This is a genomic window from Blautia sp. AM23-13AC (genome assembly GCF_003435675.1).
GTDB lineage: Bacteria > Bacillota > Clostridia > Lachnospirales > Lachnospiraceae > Fusicatenibacter > Fusicatenibacter saccharivorans.
The window spans coordinates 13,651-30,335 of sequence record NZ_QTUL01000003.1 but is presented as its reverse complement, the minus strand read 5'-3'; the positions used below and the strand labels follow the sequence as shown (position 1 = coordinate 30,335).

Genomic DNA, 16,685 nt, shown 5'->3' with positions numbered 1-16,685 from the left:
AAAATATGAACAGACAGCGCAGTGGATTTGGACTCTACGCGGCGTTTATGGTGATTATCGTGCTTGCCATGTTCTATATCACCGGAAAAATCAGCGCAGGCAGCAGCCCAAGTCAGCAGAAATTTGAAACCGCCGTAAAAGACGGCAAAGTGACATCCGCGCAGATTGTCCAGAACAAAGAAGTGCCGACCGGCTCCGTCGTGGTACAGGAGCAGGGCGGTGACAGTTATACGGTCAATGTGACCGACGTAAACGCAGCTATCAGCCTTCTGGAGGATGCTGATGTAACGTACACCGTGCAGAATGTCCAGAGAGACAGCATTTTCATGACATCCGTCCTGCCGGCCCTGCTGCTCGGTATGATCCTTCTTTTCGGCATGTCGATGATGAACCGCTCCATGGGCGGCGGTGGAGGCGGCGGAAACAAAATGATGAATTTTGGAAAAAGCAACGCCCATATGTCCACCGACAAAGACAAAAAAGTCCTGTTCCGCGATGTTGCGGGCTTAAAAGAGGAAAAAGAAGACCTTGTTGAGGTGGTCGATTTCCTGAAAGCACCGGAGAAATATACACAGGTCGGCGCAAGAATCCCGAAAGGAGTTCTTCTTGTGGGCCCTCCTGGAACCGGTAAAACCCTTCTGGCGAAAGCTGTTGCAGGAGAGGCAGGCGTGCCGTTCTTCAGCATTTCCGGATCGGATTTCGTGGAAATGTTCGTCGGCGTCGGCGCTTCCCGTGTCCGCGACCTGTTTGAGGAAGGAAAAAAACATGCGCCGTGCATCATCTTCATCGATGAGATCGACGCCGTGGCAAGACGAAGAGGCACCGGCATGGGCGGCGGCCACGATGAGAGAGAGCAGACATTAAACCAGCTTCTCGTTGAGATGGATGGTTTCGGCGTCAATGAGGGCATCATCGTGATGGCAGCGACGAACCGTGTCGATATCCTGGATCCGGCGATTCTCCGTCCGGGCCGTTTTGACCGCCGCGTGGTTGTAGGACCGCCGGATGTCATGGGCCGTGAGGAAATCCTGAAAGTCCATGCAAAGAACAAACCGCTGGCCGAGGATGTGGATCTGAAACAGATCGCGCAGACGACCGCAGGCTTCACCGGCGCAGAGCTGGAGAACCTGCTGAACGAGGCAGCAATCATGGCGGCAAAGGACCGCAGAAGATTTGTGCGCCAGGCCGATATCAAGTCTGCTTTCATCAAAGTGGGCATCGGTGCGGAGAAGCGCAGTAAAGTCATTTCGGATAAAGAAAAACGGATCACCGCATACCATGAGACAGGCCATGCGATCCTGTTCCATATGCTGCCGGATATGGAGGCGGTTTACACGATCTCCATTATCCCGACAGGTCCTGGCGCAGCGGGCTACACGATGCCGCAGCCGGAGAATGACGATATGTTCCAGACGAGAGGCAAAATGATGCAGTACATCACCGTATGCCTCGGCGGCCGTGTGGCAGAGGAGTTGATCTTCGACGATATCACAACGGGCGCATCCCAGGATATCAAACAGGCGACGGCTACCGCGCGTTCCATGATTACGAAGTACGGTATGTCTGAGAACCTTGGTCTTGTCGCTTACGATTCCGACTCGGATGAGGTCTTCATCGGCCGCGACTGGGGCCATACGAAGAGCTACAGCGAGAATGTAGCCGCAGCCATCGATGAGGAAGTCCGCCAGATGATCGAGAAATGCCACGATCAGGCGAAACAGATTATTCTGGAGCATTCCTATGTGCTGCATGAGTGTGCAAAGCAGCTGATGGAAAAAGAGAAGCTGAGCCGTGCTGAATTCGAAGCCATTTTTGAGCAGGAAGCACAGATGACAGGAACAGCACCGGAAGTTTCTGGAGAAATCTGATATCTTTTTATTTGCAATAGAAAACCTGCAGAGAACAAAAAAGTTTTTTGCAGGTTTTTTCTGTGATTTTACGGGCGTTTGTGCAAATTAAAACAGAAAATCCGAAACGCCGGAAAAATTCATCGTTATTTTGAATAAGAATCAAATGAAAAAAAATCGCGATTTGTGCAGACTTTTCGAGGGACGTATGGTACTATAATAACTGTAAAAACCCCCCAATACATTATATAGTTTTTGCTACACCCCATAAGAGAAATACCTTCTCCAAAAGAGCCAGCGTACCCCGCTGGCTCTTTTACTATATAAAAATCCAATAAACACAATCGTTACATGTGTTCAGAAAAAGGTTGTATTACATGGCGGTGTGGGGTAAAATATAAGGAATGAATGATTGAGAAAGACAGAGGCGTTAGTTCATGGATAAAACAAGAATGCAGCAGTATATGTCACAGATGCGGGCGATGTTCAACAAGCATGCGCTCTACAGCGATGAATCCCCGCAGTATCAGATTCCGTTTGAGCCGAACCCGGGCGACACGGTGAAGATCCGGTTCCGTACCCTGAAAAATAATGTAGATGCGGTTTATTTCATCAGCGGTTCCACCCGTGCACAGATGCAGGTCGGTTTGGTCCGGAACGGTTTTGATTATTACGAGATCGAGATTCCGGTCGGAAATGAGCCGATCCGCTATTTTTTTGAGATTCAGGCAGGCCGCGTGGTCTGTTATTACAACAAGCTCGGTGTCACAAGAGAGCTGCAGGAGATGTACTCTTTCGGCATTATCCCGGGCTTCCATACGCCGGACTGGGCGAAGGGCGCTGTCATGTATCAGATTTTTGTGGACCGCTTCTGCAACGGAGATCCGTCCAACGATGTGCTGACGGGAGAGTACAGCTACATCGGTGAGCAGGTCAACAAGGTGGATGACTGGAACCGCTTCCCGGAGCAGATGGATGTCCGCAATTTCTACGGCGGCGATCTGCAGGGCGTCATTGACAAGATGGATTATCTGCAGGATCTCGGTGTGCAGGTCATTTATCTGAATCCGGTGTTTGTTTCGCCGTCGAACCATAAGTATGATATTCAGGATTATGACTATATTGATCCGCATTTCGGAAAGATTGTCTCCGACGAAGGCGATCTGCTCTGGCCGGGCGACAAGGACAATACGCGGGCAACGCGGTATATTGACCGTGTGACGAACAAGGCGAACCTGGAGGCGAGCAATGAACTGTTTATCCACCTGGTGGAGGAGGCGCACAAGCGCGGCATGAAGGTGATTCTGGACGGCGTTTTCAACCACTGTGGTTCGTTTAACAAGTGGCTGGACCGCGAGCGGATTTATGAGGCCGGAAAGGGCTATGAGCCGGGCGCGTATGTGGCGCAGGACAGTCCGTATCACACGTTTTTTAAGTTTTATAATGAGCATAACTGGCCGTACAATGAGTTTTATGACGGCTGGTGGGGCCATGATACGCTGCCGAAGCTGAACTACGAGGGTTCGGAGAAGCTGATGGAGGATATTATGCGCATCGGCGCGAAGTGGGTTTCTCCGCCGTTTAATGCGGACGGCTGGCGGCTGGATGTGGCCGCTGACTTAGGACACAGCCCGGAGTTTAACCACAAGTTCTGGAAGGAGTTCCGGCGCGTTGTGAAGGAGGCGAATCCGGAGGCAATTATTCTGGCTGAGCACTACGGCGATGCGATGAGCTGGCTGCAGGGCGACGAGTGGGATACGGTGATGAACTATGATGCGTTTATGGAGCCGGTTTCCTGGTTCCTCACGGGTATGGAGAAGCACAGTGATGAGTTTAACCAGGGACTTCTCGGAAACAGTGAGAGTTTTATCGGGGCGATGACGTATCATATGCCGGCGTTTTATGCGCCTTCGCTGTATACGGCGATGAATGAGCTGGATAATCATGATCATTCGCGGTTCCTCACGAGAACGAATCATCGTGTGGGGCGTGTGGCGAATGTTGGGCCGTATGCGGCTGCGGAGAATACGAATAAGGCGGTGCTGCGCGAGGCGGTTGTGATTCAGATGACGTGGCCGGGGGCGCCGACGCTGTATTATGGGGATGAGGCCGGCCAGGTTGGGTTTACGGATCCGGATAACCGGAGGACGTATCCCTGGGGACAGGAGGATCAGGAGCTGATCCGATTCTATAAAGAAATGATTGCGGTGCATCGGAGATTTCCGGTGCTGGCGATGGGATCGCTGAAATTTTTGTGCCATGATTATAATGTGCTTTCTTATGGACGGTTTAATCAGGAGGAGCAGGTGATTGTGATAATTAATAACCGGAATGAGAGGGTGCATGTGGAGATTCCGGTGTGGCTTACCGGGATTAACCGGAGTTCGGTGGCGAAGCTGACGCAGGTGTTTGCGACGGATGCGGTGGGATTTTCTTCGGAGGAGAAAGAAATCGAGGCACCGGCGGGCATACTGGAGATGGATTTGCTGCCGTTATCGGGAGTGGTACTGCATAGATGCGAGGAGTGACGGACGCCTCGCCGCCGCATCACGCAAGACCGAACGGGCGGCGGCGAGGCTGGTAGTGGGGACGGGAGATTGAAAAATAGAAATGGAAAAAGAGCTCCGATTCGTATGAATCAGAGCTCTTAATCGTGCCGCAAACCGGGATCGAACCGGTACGGGTATCACTACCCACGGGATTTTAAGTCCCGGGCGTCTGCCAGTTCCGCCACTGCGGCATATGGACGGAGATGGATTCGAACCATCGAAGCAATTTGCAGCAGATTTACAGTCTGTCCCCTTTGGCCACTCGGGAATCCGTCCATGTATTTTGTTTTGTGTCAGAATGACTTCCGACATTGAATGATTATACTGGATGTGGAGGGAAAATGCAAGGGTTTTTTTGAAAAAAATAGAAAAAAGTTGAAAGGGGGGAGCAGGTCGGGTATAATATCAAATATATGGGCTTCTATATTGAGTAAAAATGGAGGATATAGGGTAAGTATGATTAAGATTAAGGATTATGTCCGGGTGGGGTCGCTGGAGGAGGCGTATGAGCTGAATCAGAAGAGAAGCGCCTGTATCCTGGGTGGGATGCTCTGGACGAAGATGGGGCAGAGGCAGGTGCAGACGGCGATTGATTTGTCCGGGCTGGGACTGGATCAGATTGAAGAGTCCGAGGAGGAGTTTTCGATTGGATGTATGGTGACGCTGCGGCAGATGGAGGAGCATGAGGGGCTGAATGCTTATACCGACGGTGCGGCACGGGAGAGTGTGCGGAGTATTGTCGGAGTGCAGTTCCGGAATCTGGCTACGGTGGGAGGCAGTATTTTCGGCAGATTTGGATTTTCGGATGTGCTGACGCTGTTTCTGGCGCTGGATACGGAGGTGGAGCTGGTTCATGCGGGACGGATGCCGCTGGCGGAGTTTGCCTGTTCAAAGAGAGACAGGGATGTGCTGGTAAGGCTGATTGTGAAGAAGCATGAGGGTGTTACGGTTTATCAGAGTCATCGAAATTCCAGAACGGATTTCCCGGTGCTGACGTGTGCGGTTCGGGTGGAAGACGGAAAAGGATGTGCGGTGCTTGGGGCAAGACCGGCGAAGGCGGCACGTGTAGAGCTTCCGGCAGAGCTGGCGGAAAAGCTGGCGGCTGGAAAGGCATCTGCGGAGGAGCTGAAAGCGGCGGCTTCGGAGATTTCTGATCAGCTTACGTATGGCAGTAATATGCGCGGAAGTGCAGAGTATCGTCATCATCTGGGACGGGTGCTGCTGCGCAGATGTATGGAAGAAATTCAGAAGAAGGAGGAGCAGTGATGAAGATTTCGATGATCTTAAATGGAAAGAAGACGGAAGCGGAAATTGATGCAGACATGCTCCTGATCGATTTTGTGAGAAGCCAGGGATGCTACAGTGTGAAGCGCGGCTGTGAGACGTCGAACTGCGGGCTGTGTACGGTTTTTCTGGAGGGAAAACCGGTGCTGTCGTGTTCGGTGCTTGCGGCGCGGGCGAATGGATGTAAGGTGGATACGCTGGAAGGCCTGCAGGAGGAAGCAGAAGAATTTGGTTCCTTTATTGCCGGACAGGGCGCCGAGCAGTGCGGGTTCTGCAATCCGGGGATGATTATGAATGCGATTGCGCTGTTCCGGGAAAATCCGGATCCGAGTGAGGAAGAAATTAAAGAATATCTGGCGGGAAATCTCTGCCGCTGTTCCGGATATGAAGGACAGCTTCGGGGAATTTTGAATTTCCTTGCCTGGAAAAAGCAGCAGGGAGGTGCGTCATGAGCAGAGAAAATCATATCTATGAACCGGACTGGTCGGGAAGAACCGATCAGCTCTGCAGTGTGAATAAGCCGGTGATCAAAAAGGATGCCCTCGCGCTGGTAACCGGAAAGCCGGTTTATGTAGATGATCTGGCGCCGAAGGATTGTCTGATTGTCAAGGTACTGCGGAGTCCGCATGCCAATGCAATCGTAAAATCCGTGAAAAAGACGGCAGCAGAGCGTGTTCCGGGCATTGAGGCGATTTATACCTGGGAGGATGTGCCGAAACAGCGTTTTACAATGGCAGGACAGACTTACCCGGAACCAAGCCCGTATGACCGTCTGATCCTCGATCAGCATGTGCGCTACGTGGGAGATCCGGTGGCGATTATTGCCGGAAAAGATGAAAAATGCGTGGACCGTGCGCGGAAGCTCCTGAAAGTAGAGTACGAAGTGCTTCCGGCCATTCTGGATTTTCATCAGTCCAAGGATAATGAACTGCTGGTGCATCCGGAGGAAAGCTGGAAATCGCTCTGTCCGGTCGGTGCGGACAATCAGAGAAATCTCTGTGCAAGTGCGGAAGATCACAACGGAGATGTGGAAGCCGTGCTCGCAGAGTGCGATGAGGTCGTAGAGCATACGTATCATGTACGCGCAGCCCAGCAGGCGATGATGGAGACATTCCGGACATACTGCTTTATGGATACCTACGGACGGCTGAATGTGCTGAGCTCGACCCAGATCGTTTACCATGCGCGCCGCATTCTGTCCAATGCACTCGGCATTCCGAAATCGAAGATCCGTGTTTCCAAGCCGAGAATCGGCGGCGGATTCGGAGCGAAGCAGACGGTGGTTGCCGAAATTTTCCCGGCGTTTGTAACCTGGAAAACCGGAAAACCGTCGAAAATGATCTTTACGAGAGAAGAGTCCCAGACAGCATCCACACCGCGCCATGAGATGGAAGTAACGATCCGCCTCGGTGCGATGAAGGACGGAAGAATCCGTGCGATCGATCTGTATACACTTTCCAACACGGGTGCATACGGCGAGCATGGACCGACAACGGTCGGCCTTTCCGGCCACAAATCGATTCCGATGTATGGATCTCTTGAGGCTTACCGGTTTGCGTATGATGTTGTGTATTCCAACGTAATGTCAGCCGGTGCTTACCGCGGATACGGTGCGACGCAGGGTATCTTTGCCGTAGAATCTGCTGTCAGTGAGATGGCAGCGCGTCTTGGCATCGATCCGATCCGGATCCGGGAGCAGAACATGGTCAGTGAGGGACAGTTCATGCCGGCTTACTATGGCGAAACGGCAAACAGCTGTGCGCTTGACCAGTGCGTGGAGCGTGCGAAAGAGATGATCGGCTGGGATGAGAAATATCCGTGCCGTGATATGGGAAATGGAAAGGTGCGCAGCGTCGGCATTGCGATGGCGATGCAGGGCTCCTGTATTTCCAATCTCGATGTCGGATCGGCAACGATCAAAGTCAACGACGACGGCGGCTACACGATGCTGATCGCAGCGGCCGATATGGGAACCGGCTGCGATACGATTCTGTCCCAGATGGCGGCAGAGTGTCTGGAGTGTGATGTGGATGACATTACCGTTGTCGGCGCAGATACCGATACGTCCCCGTATGACTCCGGTTCCTATGCATCGAGTACGACGTATATTACCGGAAAAGCGGTGGAAAAAGCCTGCATGACGCTTCGGAAACGAATCTGTGCCCTGGCGGCAGAGCGGATGAACGTGCCGGAAGATGAGACAGAATTTACCGGTACCGGCGTCGTGCATGAAAAGAGCGGAAGCAGCATGACGATGGAAGAAATCGCAACAGCGGCCATGTGCAATAACGGCATCGCGCTGGAAGCGACGGAAAGCAACTGCTCTCCGGTATCGCCGCCGCCTTATATGGCTGGTGCGGTCGAGATCGAGCTGGATAAAGAGACCGGCGAGGTCAGGATTCTCGATTATGCCGCCGTTGTCGACTGCGGAACCGTCATCAACCCGAACCTTGCGCGCGTACAGGTCGAGGGCGGTCTGGTGCAGGGCATCGGCATGACGCTGTTTGAAAATATCCAGTACACGGACAAGGGTCAGATGATCAATAATTCGTTTATGCAGTATAAAGTGCCGACCCGCCTCGATATGGGCAGGCTGCGCGTCGAGTTTCGGAGCAGCTACGAGCCGACCGGTCCGTTCGGTGCAAAATCGATCGGCGAGATCGTCATCAACACACCGGCTCCGGCGCTGGCACATGCAATCTACAATGCGACGGGTCTGTGGTTCCGCGAACTGCCGATCACGAGCGAGCAGATTGCAATGGGAATTGCGGAAAAAGAATGCGAGTAACGATACTTTATCTGGCAGCCGGGAACAGCAGACGGTTCGGGGAAAATAAGCTGCTCTATCCGCTGGATGGAAAGGCGGTGTACCGCCATCTGCTGGACCGGCTGGCCCAAATTGCCGGAAGGCATGAGAACTGGGAACTGCTGGTTGTGACGCAGTATGAAAGGATTCTGGAGGAGCTTGCGCCGCTGGTAAAAGCCGGGCGTCTGCAGACGGTGTTTTCGCCGGACAGCGAAAAAGGAATTTCCTATACAATCCGCGCGGGAATCGAGGCGGCGGAGAAGCAAAATGCCGATGCCTGTGCGTGTTTTGCGGCGGATCAGCCGTACCTGAAGGAAGAGACGGCGGAGCGCTTTCTGGAATCCATGGAGATGCAGAAGGCTCCACTTGGCTGCGTTTTCTGCGGCGGCGAGAGCGGCAATCCGGCGTGGTTCTCAAAACCTTATTTTTCAGAACTAAAAGAACTTTCCGGCGACCGAGGCGGGAAAAAGGTGCTGAAACGGCACTGGGAATCGGTAATTCCGTTCCTGGTCGAAGCCGCGTGGGAATTAAAGGATCTGGACCGGAAAGAGGATCTCTGCTGCAGAGACACCGGCGGCTGCCATGAATAAAATTTGAGACAGTGCGAAATTTGATGGATTTGGACTTGCATTTCCAGTGAGAAGTAAGTACAATGGGTATAATAAAAATTCGGGAGGCTTCAAAAAATGCAGTTATTGGAAGACAGAATCCGCAAAGACGGAAAAGTACGCGAGGGAAATGTCCTGAAGGTGGACAGCTTTTTAAATCATCAGATGGACGTCAATCTGTTCCGGGAAATCGGAAAAGAGTTTCAGCGCCGTTTTGCGGGAGAGGAGATCACGAAAATTCTGACCATCGAGGCATCTGGAATCGGAATTGCCTGTGTTGTGGCTGAAATTTTTAATGTTCCGGTTGTGTTTGCAAAGAAAACACAGACCAAAAATATCGCCGGCGATGTTTATACCACAAAAGTAGAATCTTTCACCCATGGAAGAGTTTATGATATCATTGTTTCCAAAGAATTTCTGGGAAAAGGAGACAAAGTTCTCCTGATCGATGATTTCCTGGCAAACGGAAAAGCGCTGGAAGGACTGGCAACCCTGGTACAGGATTCCGGTGCAGAGCTCGTAGGAGCAGGCGTTGTCATCGAAAAAGGGTTCCAGATCGGAGGAAAACTGCTGCGTGACCGCGGCATTCATCTGGAATCTCTTGCCATCGTCGATGGTATGGATGATAAAACCGGGGAAATTACCTTCCGGAAACAGTAAGGAGGCGTCAAAATGGCAAATCTGATTGCAAGAATTGCCGTTCTTCTGGTTCTGGCGGCCGCAGGAATGGTGCTGGCCGACAGAAAAGAAAAAATTGATCTCAGTGTGTCACTGCTGCTGTTTCTGGCGGCAGTCAATGTGACCTCTTTTTTCAGCCTGAAAGATAACAGGATTGTAGTTGTCATGATTCTGACGGTATATTTTCTGTTGTACGCAGGCGCAAAAGAGCTGCTGCGGAGACGGGCAGAGAAAAAAAGAAAATGAATGCAAACCGAACATCCGGCTGCGAGCACCCATGCAAAAGTGCCGGTCGGATGTTTTTGAATTTTTCTGTAAATTCAAAAAGCCCTCCGGGCAGGATCGCACTGCGGCGGAGGGGGAATTATGTCGCTGAAGCGACCCGCCGCCGGCGGAGAATCCTGAAAATTACCAAAATAAGGAGAACCGATATGAGACTGCTGCTGGCAGAAGATGAAAAAGAGATGGCGCACGCGCTGGAAGCAGTGTTTACACATAACCATTATTCTGTAGATGTTGTTTATAATGGAATTGATGCTGCGGACTGGGCAGAGAGCGGAAACTATGACGGCATGATCCTGGATATTATGATGCCGGGAAAAAGCGGGCTGGAGGTCTTAAGAGAGTGGACGGAGAGCATTCATCACCAGATTGAGCGTCTGAACAGTCTTGTAACACAGCTTCTGACGCTTGCAAAAATGGAGGAAGGTGGCGGAGAACTGGAGCTGAAAACATGGAATGCGTCAGAAACCATCATGGATGCCGTAACGTCCTTTGAAGCCTCTGTGGTTACGAAACAGATCGCGTTGCAGAGCGATATTGCAGAAGAAGTCCATATGGAAGGGGATGCCGCAAGAATTCACCAGCTCGTTTCTCTTCTTGTGGATAACGCCGTTAAATACACTCCGGAGGGTGGAAAAATCCACATTTTCTGGCGAAAAAACGGCAAAAAAGCAGAATTTTCGGTGCAGAATACCTGCGATACACTGCCGGAAGGTGATCTCAACCGCCTCTTTGGCCGCTTCTACCGTGCGGATGCGTCGCGGGCCAGGGGAAAGAGGCGGCTATGGAATCGGCCTTTCCGTGGCTGCTGCAATTGTAAAGGCACATAAGGGAAAAATCACCGCAGAGCGGACACGAGATGGCATCTGTTTTAAAGCAGTCTTTCCGGCAAAAGGATGAAAGAAACAAAATTCCGGAAAAACGGAAAAATGACGGCAGGGCAGGAAAGGCAGACACACAAAAAAGCAGAAATCAAAAGCTTCCAAGAGAGAAAAAACAAAAGAAAACAAAAGAAAACAAAAGAAAACAAAAGAAAACAAAAGGAGGAATATATGATGTTTGATTGTGGTTTACAAAACATTTTCCAGCTGAAAAGCGGACAGTCCCGTTCTATTAACTGGGAAAACCGGAATGGAGAAAAAGGAAAAGGCGGCATGGCATCCAGCGATCTTGGTCCGTCCAGAAAAGGTTCCCCGTGTATCCCGAAAATAGAAGCAGGAGAGACCGTAACACTTGGTGAGATCCAGGGAGAAGGCATCATTCAGCACATCTGGATCACCGTCACAGACCGTACCAGTGAACGTAACCGTTATGTTCTGCGGGATCTTGTTCTGCGCATGTACTGGGATGACGAAGAAGATCCATCCGTGGAATGCCCGCTTGGCGATTTCTTCTGCTGCGGCTTCGGTGTTTCCTACCAGGTAAACTCAGTCCCGATTGCTGTCAATCCGACCCGTGGTTTCAACAGCTATTTCCCGATGCCGTTCCGTAAAAACGCCCGTATTACCATTGAAAATCAGTGTGATGAGCCGATTCCGGCCTTCTTTTATCAGATCGACTATTGCCTGACAACGGTTCCGGAAGATGCTGCCTATTTCCATGCCCAGTGGCGTCGTCAGCGCATAACGGAAAAGGCAAAAGACTACGTTGTCCTCGACAACATCAAAGGGAAAGGCCAGTACGTTGGAACGTATCTTGCACTTACCAGCCTCGAACGCTACTGGTACGGAGAAGGTGAGATGAAATTCTACATCGATGGAGACAAGGATTATCCAACCATCTGCGGAACCGGAACAGAAGATTACTTCGGTGGTGCCTGGAGCTTTGCAACACAGCAAAATGGCCAAACCGTTGAAAATCAGTACTGCACTCCGTATCTTGGATATCCTTACTACTCTACCCACGATACCTTCCTTCATAATGATTACCACAATGATGATCAGATGCCACAGCGCAGCTTCTACCGCTGGCACCTTCTTGATCCTATCCTTTTTGAGAAGGATCTTAAGGTAACCCTTCAGCAGATTGGCGTCAGTCATGGAGGTCTCTTTGAACGTCAGGATGATGTCGCTACCACAGCTTACTGGTACCAGACGCATCCTCATGTACCATTCGCGCCACTCATGTCCAGAAAAGAGCGCTGGCCAAGATGATTTTTGACGCTTTTCCTATTTTATATGTTTCATGACGTTGCATAGCGGCTGCAAGAGTCCGTTCCGAACAAATTCGCTTCCAACGAATTTGTCCGGAAAAGGGCTCTTTCTTTTTTTATATGGTATTCAAAAAGCGATCCGGATTACAGAGGTCCGTCTTTTCACAAATCTTTCACATTTTCCGTCCATTCTTTAAGGTTCCTTTAAAGTTTCCTCATTATACTTAAAAATGTAAAAAACATTTCCGGAAGTAAATCAAACGAAAGGATCAATCGATTATGATACAAAGCCAACAGATTCCCATGACCTTCCAACGGTATGAAACAAAATACATGCTTTCCCCGATCATGGCCCGCAAGCTTCGCAAGAGCCTTCCGGGTCATCTGCAGATGGATGAATACGGCCTTGATACCATCTGCAGCCTCTATTACGATACCCCGGATCACCAGCCCATCCGCCGTTCGCTGGAAAAACCCGTCTACAAAGAAAAACTGCGACTCCGCAGTTATGGTCCGGCCAAAGAGACCAGCCCCATATACGTAGAACTAAAGAAAAAATATGAAGGAATCGTCTACAAACGCCGCGAGCGCATGATATTATCAGAAGCGGTTCCCTATCTTGCGGGAAAATCAGAACCGGGCTTCGACAGCCAGATTCTCCACGAAATCACTTGGTTTCGCAACTACTACCGGGGGCTTGCTCCCGCTATGTACATCGCCTACGACCGCATCGCCTGCTTCGGCACGGAAGACAGGAACTTTCGTGTTACCTTCGACACCAATATCCGATGGCGTACCGACAATCTGTGTCTTGACGGTCCAACGGAAGGAACCAGGCTTTTAGAACCAGGCTGGTATCTCATGGAGGTGAAATCACCAGGTGCTGTGCCCCTATGGTTCAGCAAAATTCTGGATGATCTTGCAATCTATCCGGCATCATTTTCTAAATACGGCTTTGCCTATCAGATCGAAAATCAGAAAGTATCAGAAGAAAAAGCTTTCATACCATTCACAGATATCCGGCAAACCGTATCAAAAACAGCATTCCGTTAGCTGAATCAGGTAAGTCCTCTGCGGCCATTGCGAAAAGCAAGAAGCAGTGGGTGGACTCACAGCTTGCGAAAAGCCTTTTTCAAACATAATCTGCTTCACAAAAAAGAAAATGTAACTATTCAGAGCCATGCAAAATAGAAGAAAAATCGCGAATCATGCTTGCATGAATGAGCGGTTTTTCTGGAACTTCATATGGCGAGAAGTAACATCGCGATGTAGCGTAAGCGGAATCGAGATGGGGCTCTGAATAGACAAGAAAATAAAAAAATTCTGGGAGGAATTTGCTATGCTTAACGCAATATTCAGTTCCGTTTTTACAGAAACAACCGCCGCCTTCACCTTTGGTCAGTTCCTTGCCTGCACAGCAGTGTCTCTGATTCTGGGACTGTTGATCGCTGCTGTTTACAGGTACAAAAGCGAATGCACCAAAAGCTTTGCTGTCACGCTTGTTCTGATGCCTGTGATCGTACAGAGGGTGATCATGCTCGTCAATGGAAATCTTGGAACCGGAGTCCCTTGATTATACCAGTGTTTTTGACGATATCTTTGCCAGGTATCTGACCCGTTGCGAGCTTGTACAGGTAAAAACCACGAATATGGGAAGTCTTTTCAAGCTGGAGTATCGCATCGTATTCCGCGAGGAAGGCGAAGAGAAAAACATGATTGACCAGCTCCGCTGCAGAAACGGAAACCTTGAAATCCTGTGTAGTCGTGCGCAGACCGGAAGGGAGGAATTATAATGAATCGAAACAGAAAGAAAAAAAACAGAAAAAAAGAGACCGGCGCAGTCGTCAGCCTGCTTCTTGCATCATCGCTGGCCTTCGGCGGATGCGGCACAGCAGTGACATCAGCCAGTTTTGTCAATACCGAATCCGCCAGTACAGAGTCAACCGGCGAAACATCTGCCGACAACGCGGCGGCCACATCAGAGAGCACAGCTTCGGAAAATGCAATGGAAAGTGCTTCCGATATTAATTTTGACCTGGAACTGACCGAATCCACTATCGACACCGAATTCACAGACCGTGAGAAGAGCGGAAGCTATAAAGCATTAGAAGCCGTAAAAATTACACTTAATAAGACGACAGCTACCGTCTCCGGCAGCGGAGCCAAAGCAGACGGCAGCACAATTACCATCACGGAAGAAGGTGTTTACGTCGTAAGCGGAACACTTGAGGATGGCCAGATTATCGTAGACGCATCCGATTCCGACAAGGTTCAGATCGTACTCGATGGAGTCCATATCAACTGTGAGACAAATGCTGCCATCTACGTTCGCGAAGCGGACAAAGTTTTCATCACGCTTGCTGAAAACAGCAGCAACACGCTTGGCGGTGGAAACGAGTACACTCAGATTGACGACAACACGGTAGACGGCGTTATCTTCTCCAAATCAGATCTTGTCTGCAACGGGACAGGAAGTCTGACCATCGAGGCAGACTACAAGCACGGGATTGTATCCAAAGATGACCTTGTGATTACCGGCGGAACCTACAAAATCGCCGCTGCGGACAACGGGATCACAGCCAAAGATCAGATTAAAATTCTGGATGGAAGCTTTGATATTGATGCTGCAAACAGTGCGGTCAAAGCGAAGAATACGGATGACACAGAGCTTGGAAATATCTATATTGCCGGTGGAATTTTTACGATCGAGGCGGAACAGGACGGCTTCCATGCAACCGGCAGCATTGTTGTCGATGACGGAACCATCACCGTAAACTCCGGTGATGACGGTTTCCATGCGGATCTCGACACCGTCATTCATAGCGGAACGATCCTTGTTGAAAAAAGCTACGAAGGACTGGAAGGAAAACGCGTTGTGGTCAATGGTGGTGACATTACCATAAACGCCAGCGACGATGGCATCAATGCCGCAAATTCCGGCGACGATGGCGCCAACGCCATAAATCCTGGCGCCAATGCGGCCGGTTCCGGTGACGATGACAGCAATGCCGCAAGCTCAAACAACGATAGCAGTGCTGCCGTAAACTCCGGTGATGATAGCAGCATATCCGGTGCGGCAGACGGAAAGGAACCTCCGCAAATGCCGCCTGATACAGAAAACGGCAGCGATATGCAGCCATCGCAGGACTTCGATCCGGAGAACGCTCCGTCTGGCGGAAATGCGCCGCAGAACTTCGATCCGGGGAATGCTCCGTCTGACGGCGATGCTCCACAGAAGATGCAGGGAGGCCCCGGCGGCGAAGGCAACTCTGAGCTTTACATTAAAATTACCGGCGGAACCCTGACCGTATCCGCCGATGGTGATGGTCTTGATTCCAACGGCAGTCTTCTCGTGACCGGCGGAACTACGATTGTGTACGGGCCGACCAGCGATGGTGACAGTGCCCTCGATTACGACGGAAGTGCAATTGTGACCGGCGGAACTTTAGCTGCTATCGGCAGTGCCGGCATGACGGAAAGCTTCGACGAAGCTTCCACCCAGCCCGTTATCACCTATTACAGTACGGAAACCCAGTCCGCTGACACTACCATCACACTGACAGACAGCGATGGAAGTGCCCTCTTCACGGTTACACCTGAAAAAGCCTACGCCAGCATCGTTTTGACCTGCCCCGAAATGAAACTGGACGCAACGTATACTCTGACTGCCGGTACCGACAACGAAGAGATCACCCTCACGGACATCATCACCACCGCCGGAACCCGGTCTGTTAAAACGATGAGCGATCCCGAAGGTGGAAAAATGCCAAATAACAGCGACAACAAAGGAACTCCGCCTTCAAAACCAAGCGACACGGCTGAGTGAACCGTTATAGTTCATTCAGCACCGGAACATTTGCTGTTCCGGTGCGTAAGAAAGTGATTCTACTCATGATTCTACCGTGGCTGTCTTCCTACTTCCAATTTGCCGTATTCTGTGCTAAAATAACCTCACAAGAAAAGAGGTAGAAAAATCATGTATGATAAACTGACCGAAAACGATATTAAAAAAATGCAGGAAGAAATCGACTACCGCAAACTGGTTGTCCGTCCAAAAGAACTCGAGGCTGTAAAAGAAGCCCGTGCCCAGGGCGATCTCAGCGAAAACTTTGAATACAAAGCTGCCAAACAGGACAAAAACCGCAACGAAAGCCGCATCCGCTATCTGGAAAAAATGATCAAAACCGCTCACGTTATTTCAGATACCTCAAAGGACGACGAAGTCGGCATCAACAATACCGTCCAGGTTTACATCGAAGAAGATGATGAGACAGAAACCTACAAACTTGTCACCACCGTTCGTGGTAATTCTCTCAAAGGATACGTCAGTATCGACTCGCCATTAGGAAAAGCCATTCTGGGTCATAAAGTCGGCGACCGCGTCACTGTAAAAGTAAGCGATGCCTATAGTTATGATCTCATCATCAAATCCATCGAAAACACTGCGGATACCGATGATGAACTCCGCAGCTATTAAAG

15 protein-coding genes and 2 tRNA genes are annotated in these 16,685 nt (G+C 50.5%); 15 read left to right on the top strand and 2 right to left on the bottom strand.

The features are described 5' to 3' along the window. Positions 1-5 precede the first annotated feature (5 nt). The gene (ftsH, locus tag DW642_RS04915) at positions 6-1,868 is read left to right on the top strand and encodes an ATP-dependent zinc metalloprotease FtsH (protein WP_117509464.1); all 1,863 of its coding nucleotides are present in this window, start codon (positions 6-8) and stop codon (positions 1,866-1,868) included. A gap of 416 nt (positions 1,869-2,284) precedes the next feature. Further along, on the top strand, positions 2,285-4,375 hold the full coding sequence (locus tag DW642_RS04910; RefSeq protein WP_117509463.1) for an alpha-glycosidase: 2,091 nt from the start codon (positions 2,285-2,287) through the stop codon (positions 4,373-4,375). A 126-nt stretch (positions 4,376-4,501) separates the two neighbouring features. Here DW642_RS04910 and DW642_RS04905 read toward each other — a convergent pair. Both DW642_RS04905 and DW642_RS04900 read right to left on the bottom strand, forming a co-directional pair. Then, positions 4,502-4,587: transfer RNA gene (locus DW642_RS04905), tRNA-Leu, on the bottom strand. A gap of 3 nt (positions 4,588-4,590) precedes the next feature. Then, positions 4,591-4,672, bottom strand: a tRNA-Tyr gene (locus DW642_RS04900). A gap of 180 nt (positions 4,673-4,852) precedes the next feature. On the opposite strand from DW642_RS04900, the gene DW642_RS04895 reads away from it, so the two are divergent. The 13 genes from DW642_RS04895 to DW642_RS04840 all read left to right on the top strand — a co-directional run bounded on the left by DW642_RS04895 (position 4,853) and on the right by DW642_RS04840 (position 16,683). After that, on the top strand, positions 4,853-5,662 hold the full coding sequence (locus DW642_RS04895; protein ID WP_117509462.1) for an FAD binding domain-containing protein: 810 nt from the start codon (positions 4,853-4,855) through the stop codon (positions 5,660-5,662). Next, positions 5,662-6,132, top strand: coding sequence for a (2Fe-2S)-binding protein (locus tag DW642_RS04890; protein ID WP_022462114.1), 471 nt, complete (start codon positions 5,662-5,664; stop codon positions 6,130-6,132). Before DW642_RS04895 ends, DW642_RS04890 begins: the two co-directional genes overlap by 1 nt. Continuing rightward, positions 6,129-8,468: a xanthine dehydrogenase family protein molybdopterin-binding subunit gene (locus tag DW642_RS04885; protein ID WP_117509461.1), complete on the top strand. Its 2,340-nt coding sequence runs from the start codon at positions 6,129-6,131 to the stop codon at positions 8,466-8,468. The genes DW642_RS04890 and DW642_RS04885 overlap by 4 nt, the downstream gene beginning before the upstream one ends. Beyond that, the gene (locus DW642_RS04880) at positions 8,459-9,076 is read left to right on the top strand and encodes a nucleotidyltransferase family protein (RefSeq protein ID WP_117509460.1); all 618 of its coding nucleotides are present in this window, start codon (positions 8,459-8,461) and stop codon (positions 9,074-9,076) included. The genes DW642_RS04885 and DW642_RS04880 overlap by 10 nt, the downstream gene beginning before the upstream one ends. A 96-nt stretch (positions 9,077-9,172) precedes the next feature. Further along, entirely contained in the window at positions 9,173-9,754 is a 582-nt protein-coding gene (locus DW642_RS04875; RefSeq protein ID WP_055218716.1) for a xanthine phosphoribosyltransferase, read from the top strand. Positions 9,755-9,766: 12 nt separating this feature from the next. Beyond that, the gene (locus tag DW642_RS04870; protein ID WP_022462118.1) at positions 9,767-10,018 is read left to right on the top strand and encodes a hypothetical protein; all 252 of its coding nucleotides are present in this window, start codon (positions 9,767-9,769) and stop codon (positions 10,016-10,018) included. A 185-nt stretch (positions 10,019-10,203) separates the two neighbouring features. After that, positions 10,204-10,884, top strand: a complete 681-nt coding sequence (locus DW642_RS04865) for an ATP-binding response regulator (protein WP_147326099.1) — start codon at positions 10,204-10,206, stop codon at positions 10,882-10,884. A gap of 225 nt (positions 10,885-11,109) precedes the next feature. Then, positions 11,110-12,207: a glycoside hydrolase family 172 protein gene (locus DW642_RS04860; protein ID WP_055227238.1), complete on the top strand. Its 1,098-nt coding sequence runs from the start codon at positions 11,110-11,112 to the stop codon at positions 12,205-12,207. 278 nt (positions 12,208-12,485) lie between these two features. Continuing rightward, positions 12,486-13,259, top strand: coding sequence for a polyphosphate polymerase domain-containing protein (locus DW642_RS04855; protein WP_117509458.1), 774 nt, complete (start codon positions 12,486-12,488; stop codon positions 13,257-13,259). A gap of 286 nt (positions 13,260-13,545) precedes the next feature. Then, on the top strand, positions 13,546-13,779 hold the full coding sequence (locus DW642_RS16755; protein ID WP_330410108.1) for a hypothetical protein: 234 nt from the start codon (positions 13,546-13,548) through the stop codon (positions 13,777-13,779). After that, complete coding sequence (locus DW642_RS16750; RefSeq protein ID WP_330410107.1) at positions 13,751-13,999, top strand: hypothetical protein; 249 nt, start codon at positions 13,751-13,753, stop codon at positions 13,997-13,999. Before DW642_RS16755 ends, DW642_RS16750 begins: the two co-directional genes overlap by 29 nt. Next, positions 13,999-16,032 (top strand): carbohydrate-binding domain-containing protein, encoded by a 2,034-nt coding sequence (locus DW642_RS04845; RefSeq protein ID WP_117509457.1) that lies wholly within the window; start codon positions 13,999-14,001, stop codon positions 16,030-16,032. The genes DW642_RS16750 and DW642_RS04845 overlap by 1 nt, the downstream gene beginning before the upstream one ends. A 150-nt stretch (positions 16,033-16,182) precedes the next feature. Further along, entirely contained in the window at positions 16,183-16,683 is a 501-nt protein-coding gene (locus DW642_RS04840; RefSeq protein ID WP_022462124.1) for a GreA/GreB family elongation factor, read from the top strand. The last annotated feature ends 2 nt before the right edge of the window (positions 16,684-16,685 follow it).

Coding starts and splice junctions, on each gene's coding strand:
- DW642_RS04845 (WP_117509457.1), top strand. CDS start 13,999: ATGAATCGAAACAGAAAGAAAAAAAACAGAAAAAAAGAGACCGGCGCA.
- DW642_RS16755 (WP_330410108.1), top strand. CDS start 13,546: ATGCTTAACGCAATATTCAGTTCCGTTTTTACAGAAACAACCGCCGCC.
- DW642_RS04890 (WP_022462114.1), top strand. CDS start 5,662: ATGAAGATTTCGATGATCTTAAATGGAAAGAAGACGGAAGCGGAAATT.
- DW642_RS04895 (WP_117509462.1), top strand. CDS start 4,853: ATGATTAAGATTAAGGATTATGTCCGGGTGGGGTCGCTGGAGGAGGCG.
- DW642_RS04885 (WP_117509461.1), top strand. CDS start 6,129: ATGAGCAGAGAAAATCATATCTATGAACCGGACTGGTCGGGAAGAACC.
- DW642_RS04910 (WP_117509463.1), top strand. CDS start 2,285: ATGGATAAAACAAGAATGCAGCAGTATATGTCACAGATGCGGGCGATG.
- DW642_RS04855 (WP_117509458.1), top strand. CDS start 12,486: ATGATACAAAGCCAACAGATTCCCATGACCTTCCAACGGTATGAAACA.
- DW642_RS04860 (WP_055227238.1), top strand. CDS start 11,110: ATGTTTGATTGTGGTTTACAAAACATTTTCCAGCTGAAAAGCGGACAG.
- DW642_RS04870 (WP_022462118.1), top strand. CDS start 9,767: ATGGCAAATCTGATTGCAAGAATTGCCGTTCTTCTGGTTCTGGCGGCC.
- DW642_RS04840 (WP_022462124.1), top strand. CDS start 16,183: ATGTATGATAAACTGACCGAAAACGATATTAAAAAAATGCAGGAAGAA.
- ftsH (WP_117509464.1), top strand. CDS start 6: ATGAACAGACAGCGCAGTGGATTTGGACTCTACGCGGCGTTTATGGTG.
- DW642_RS16750 (WP_330410107.1), top strand. CDS start 13,751: ATGGAAATCTTGGAACCGGAGTCCCTTGATTATACCAGTGTTTTTGAC.
- DW642_RS04880 (WP_117509460.1), top strand. CDS start 8,459: ATGCGAGTAACGATACTTTATCTGGCAGCCGGGAACAGCAGACGGTTC.
- DW642_RS04865 (WP_147326099.1), top strand. CDS start 10,204: ATGAGACTGCTGCTGGCAGAAGATGAAAAAGAGATGGCGCACGCGCTG.
- DW642_RS04875 (WP_055218716.1), top strand. CDS start 9,173: ATGCAGTTATTGGAAGACAGAATCCGCAAAGACGGAAAAGTACGCGAG.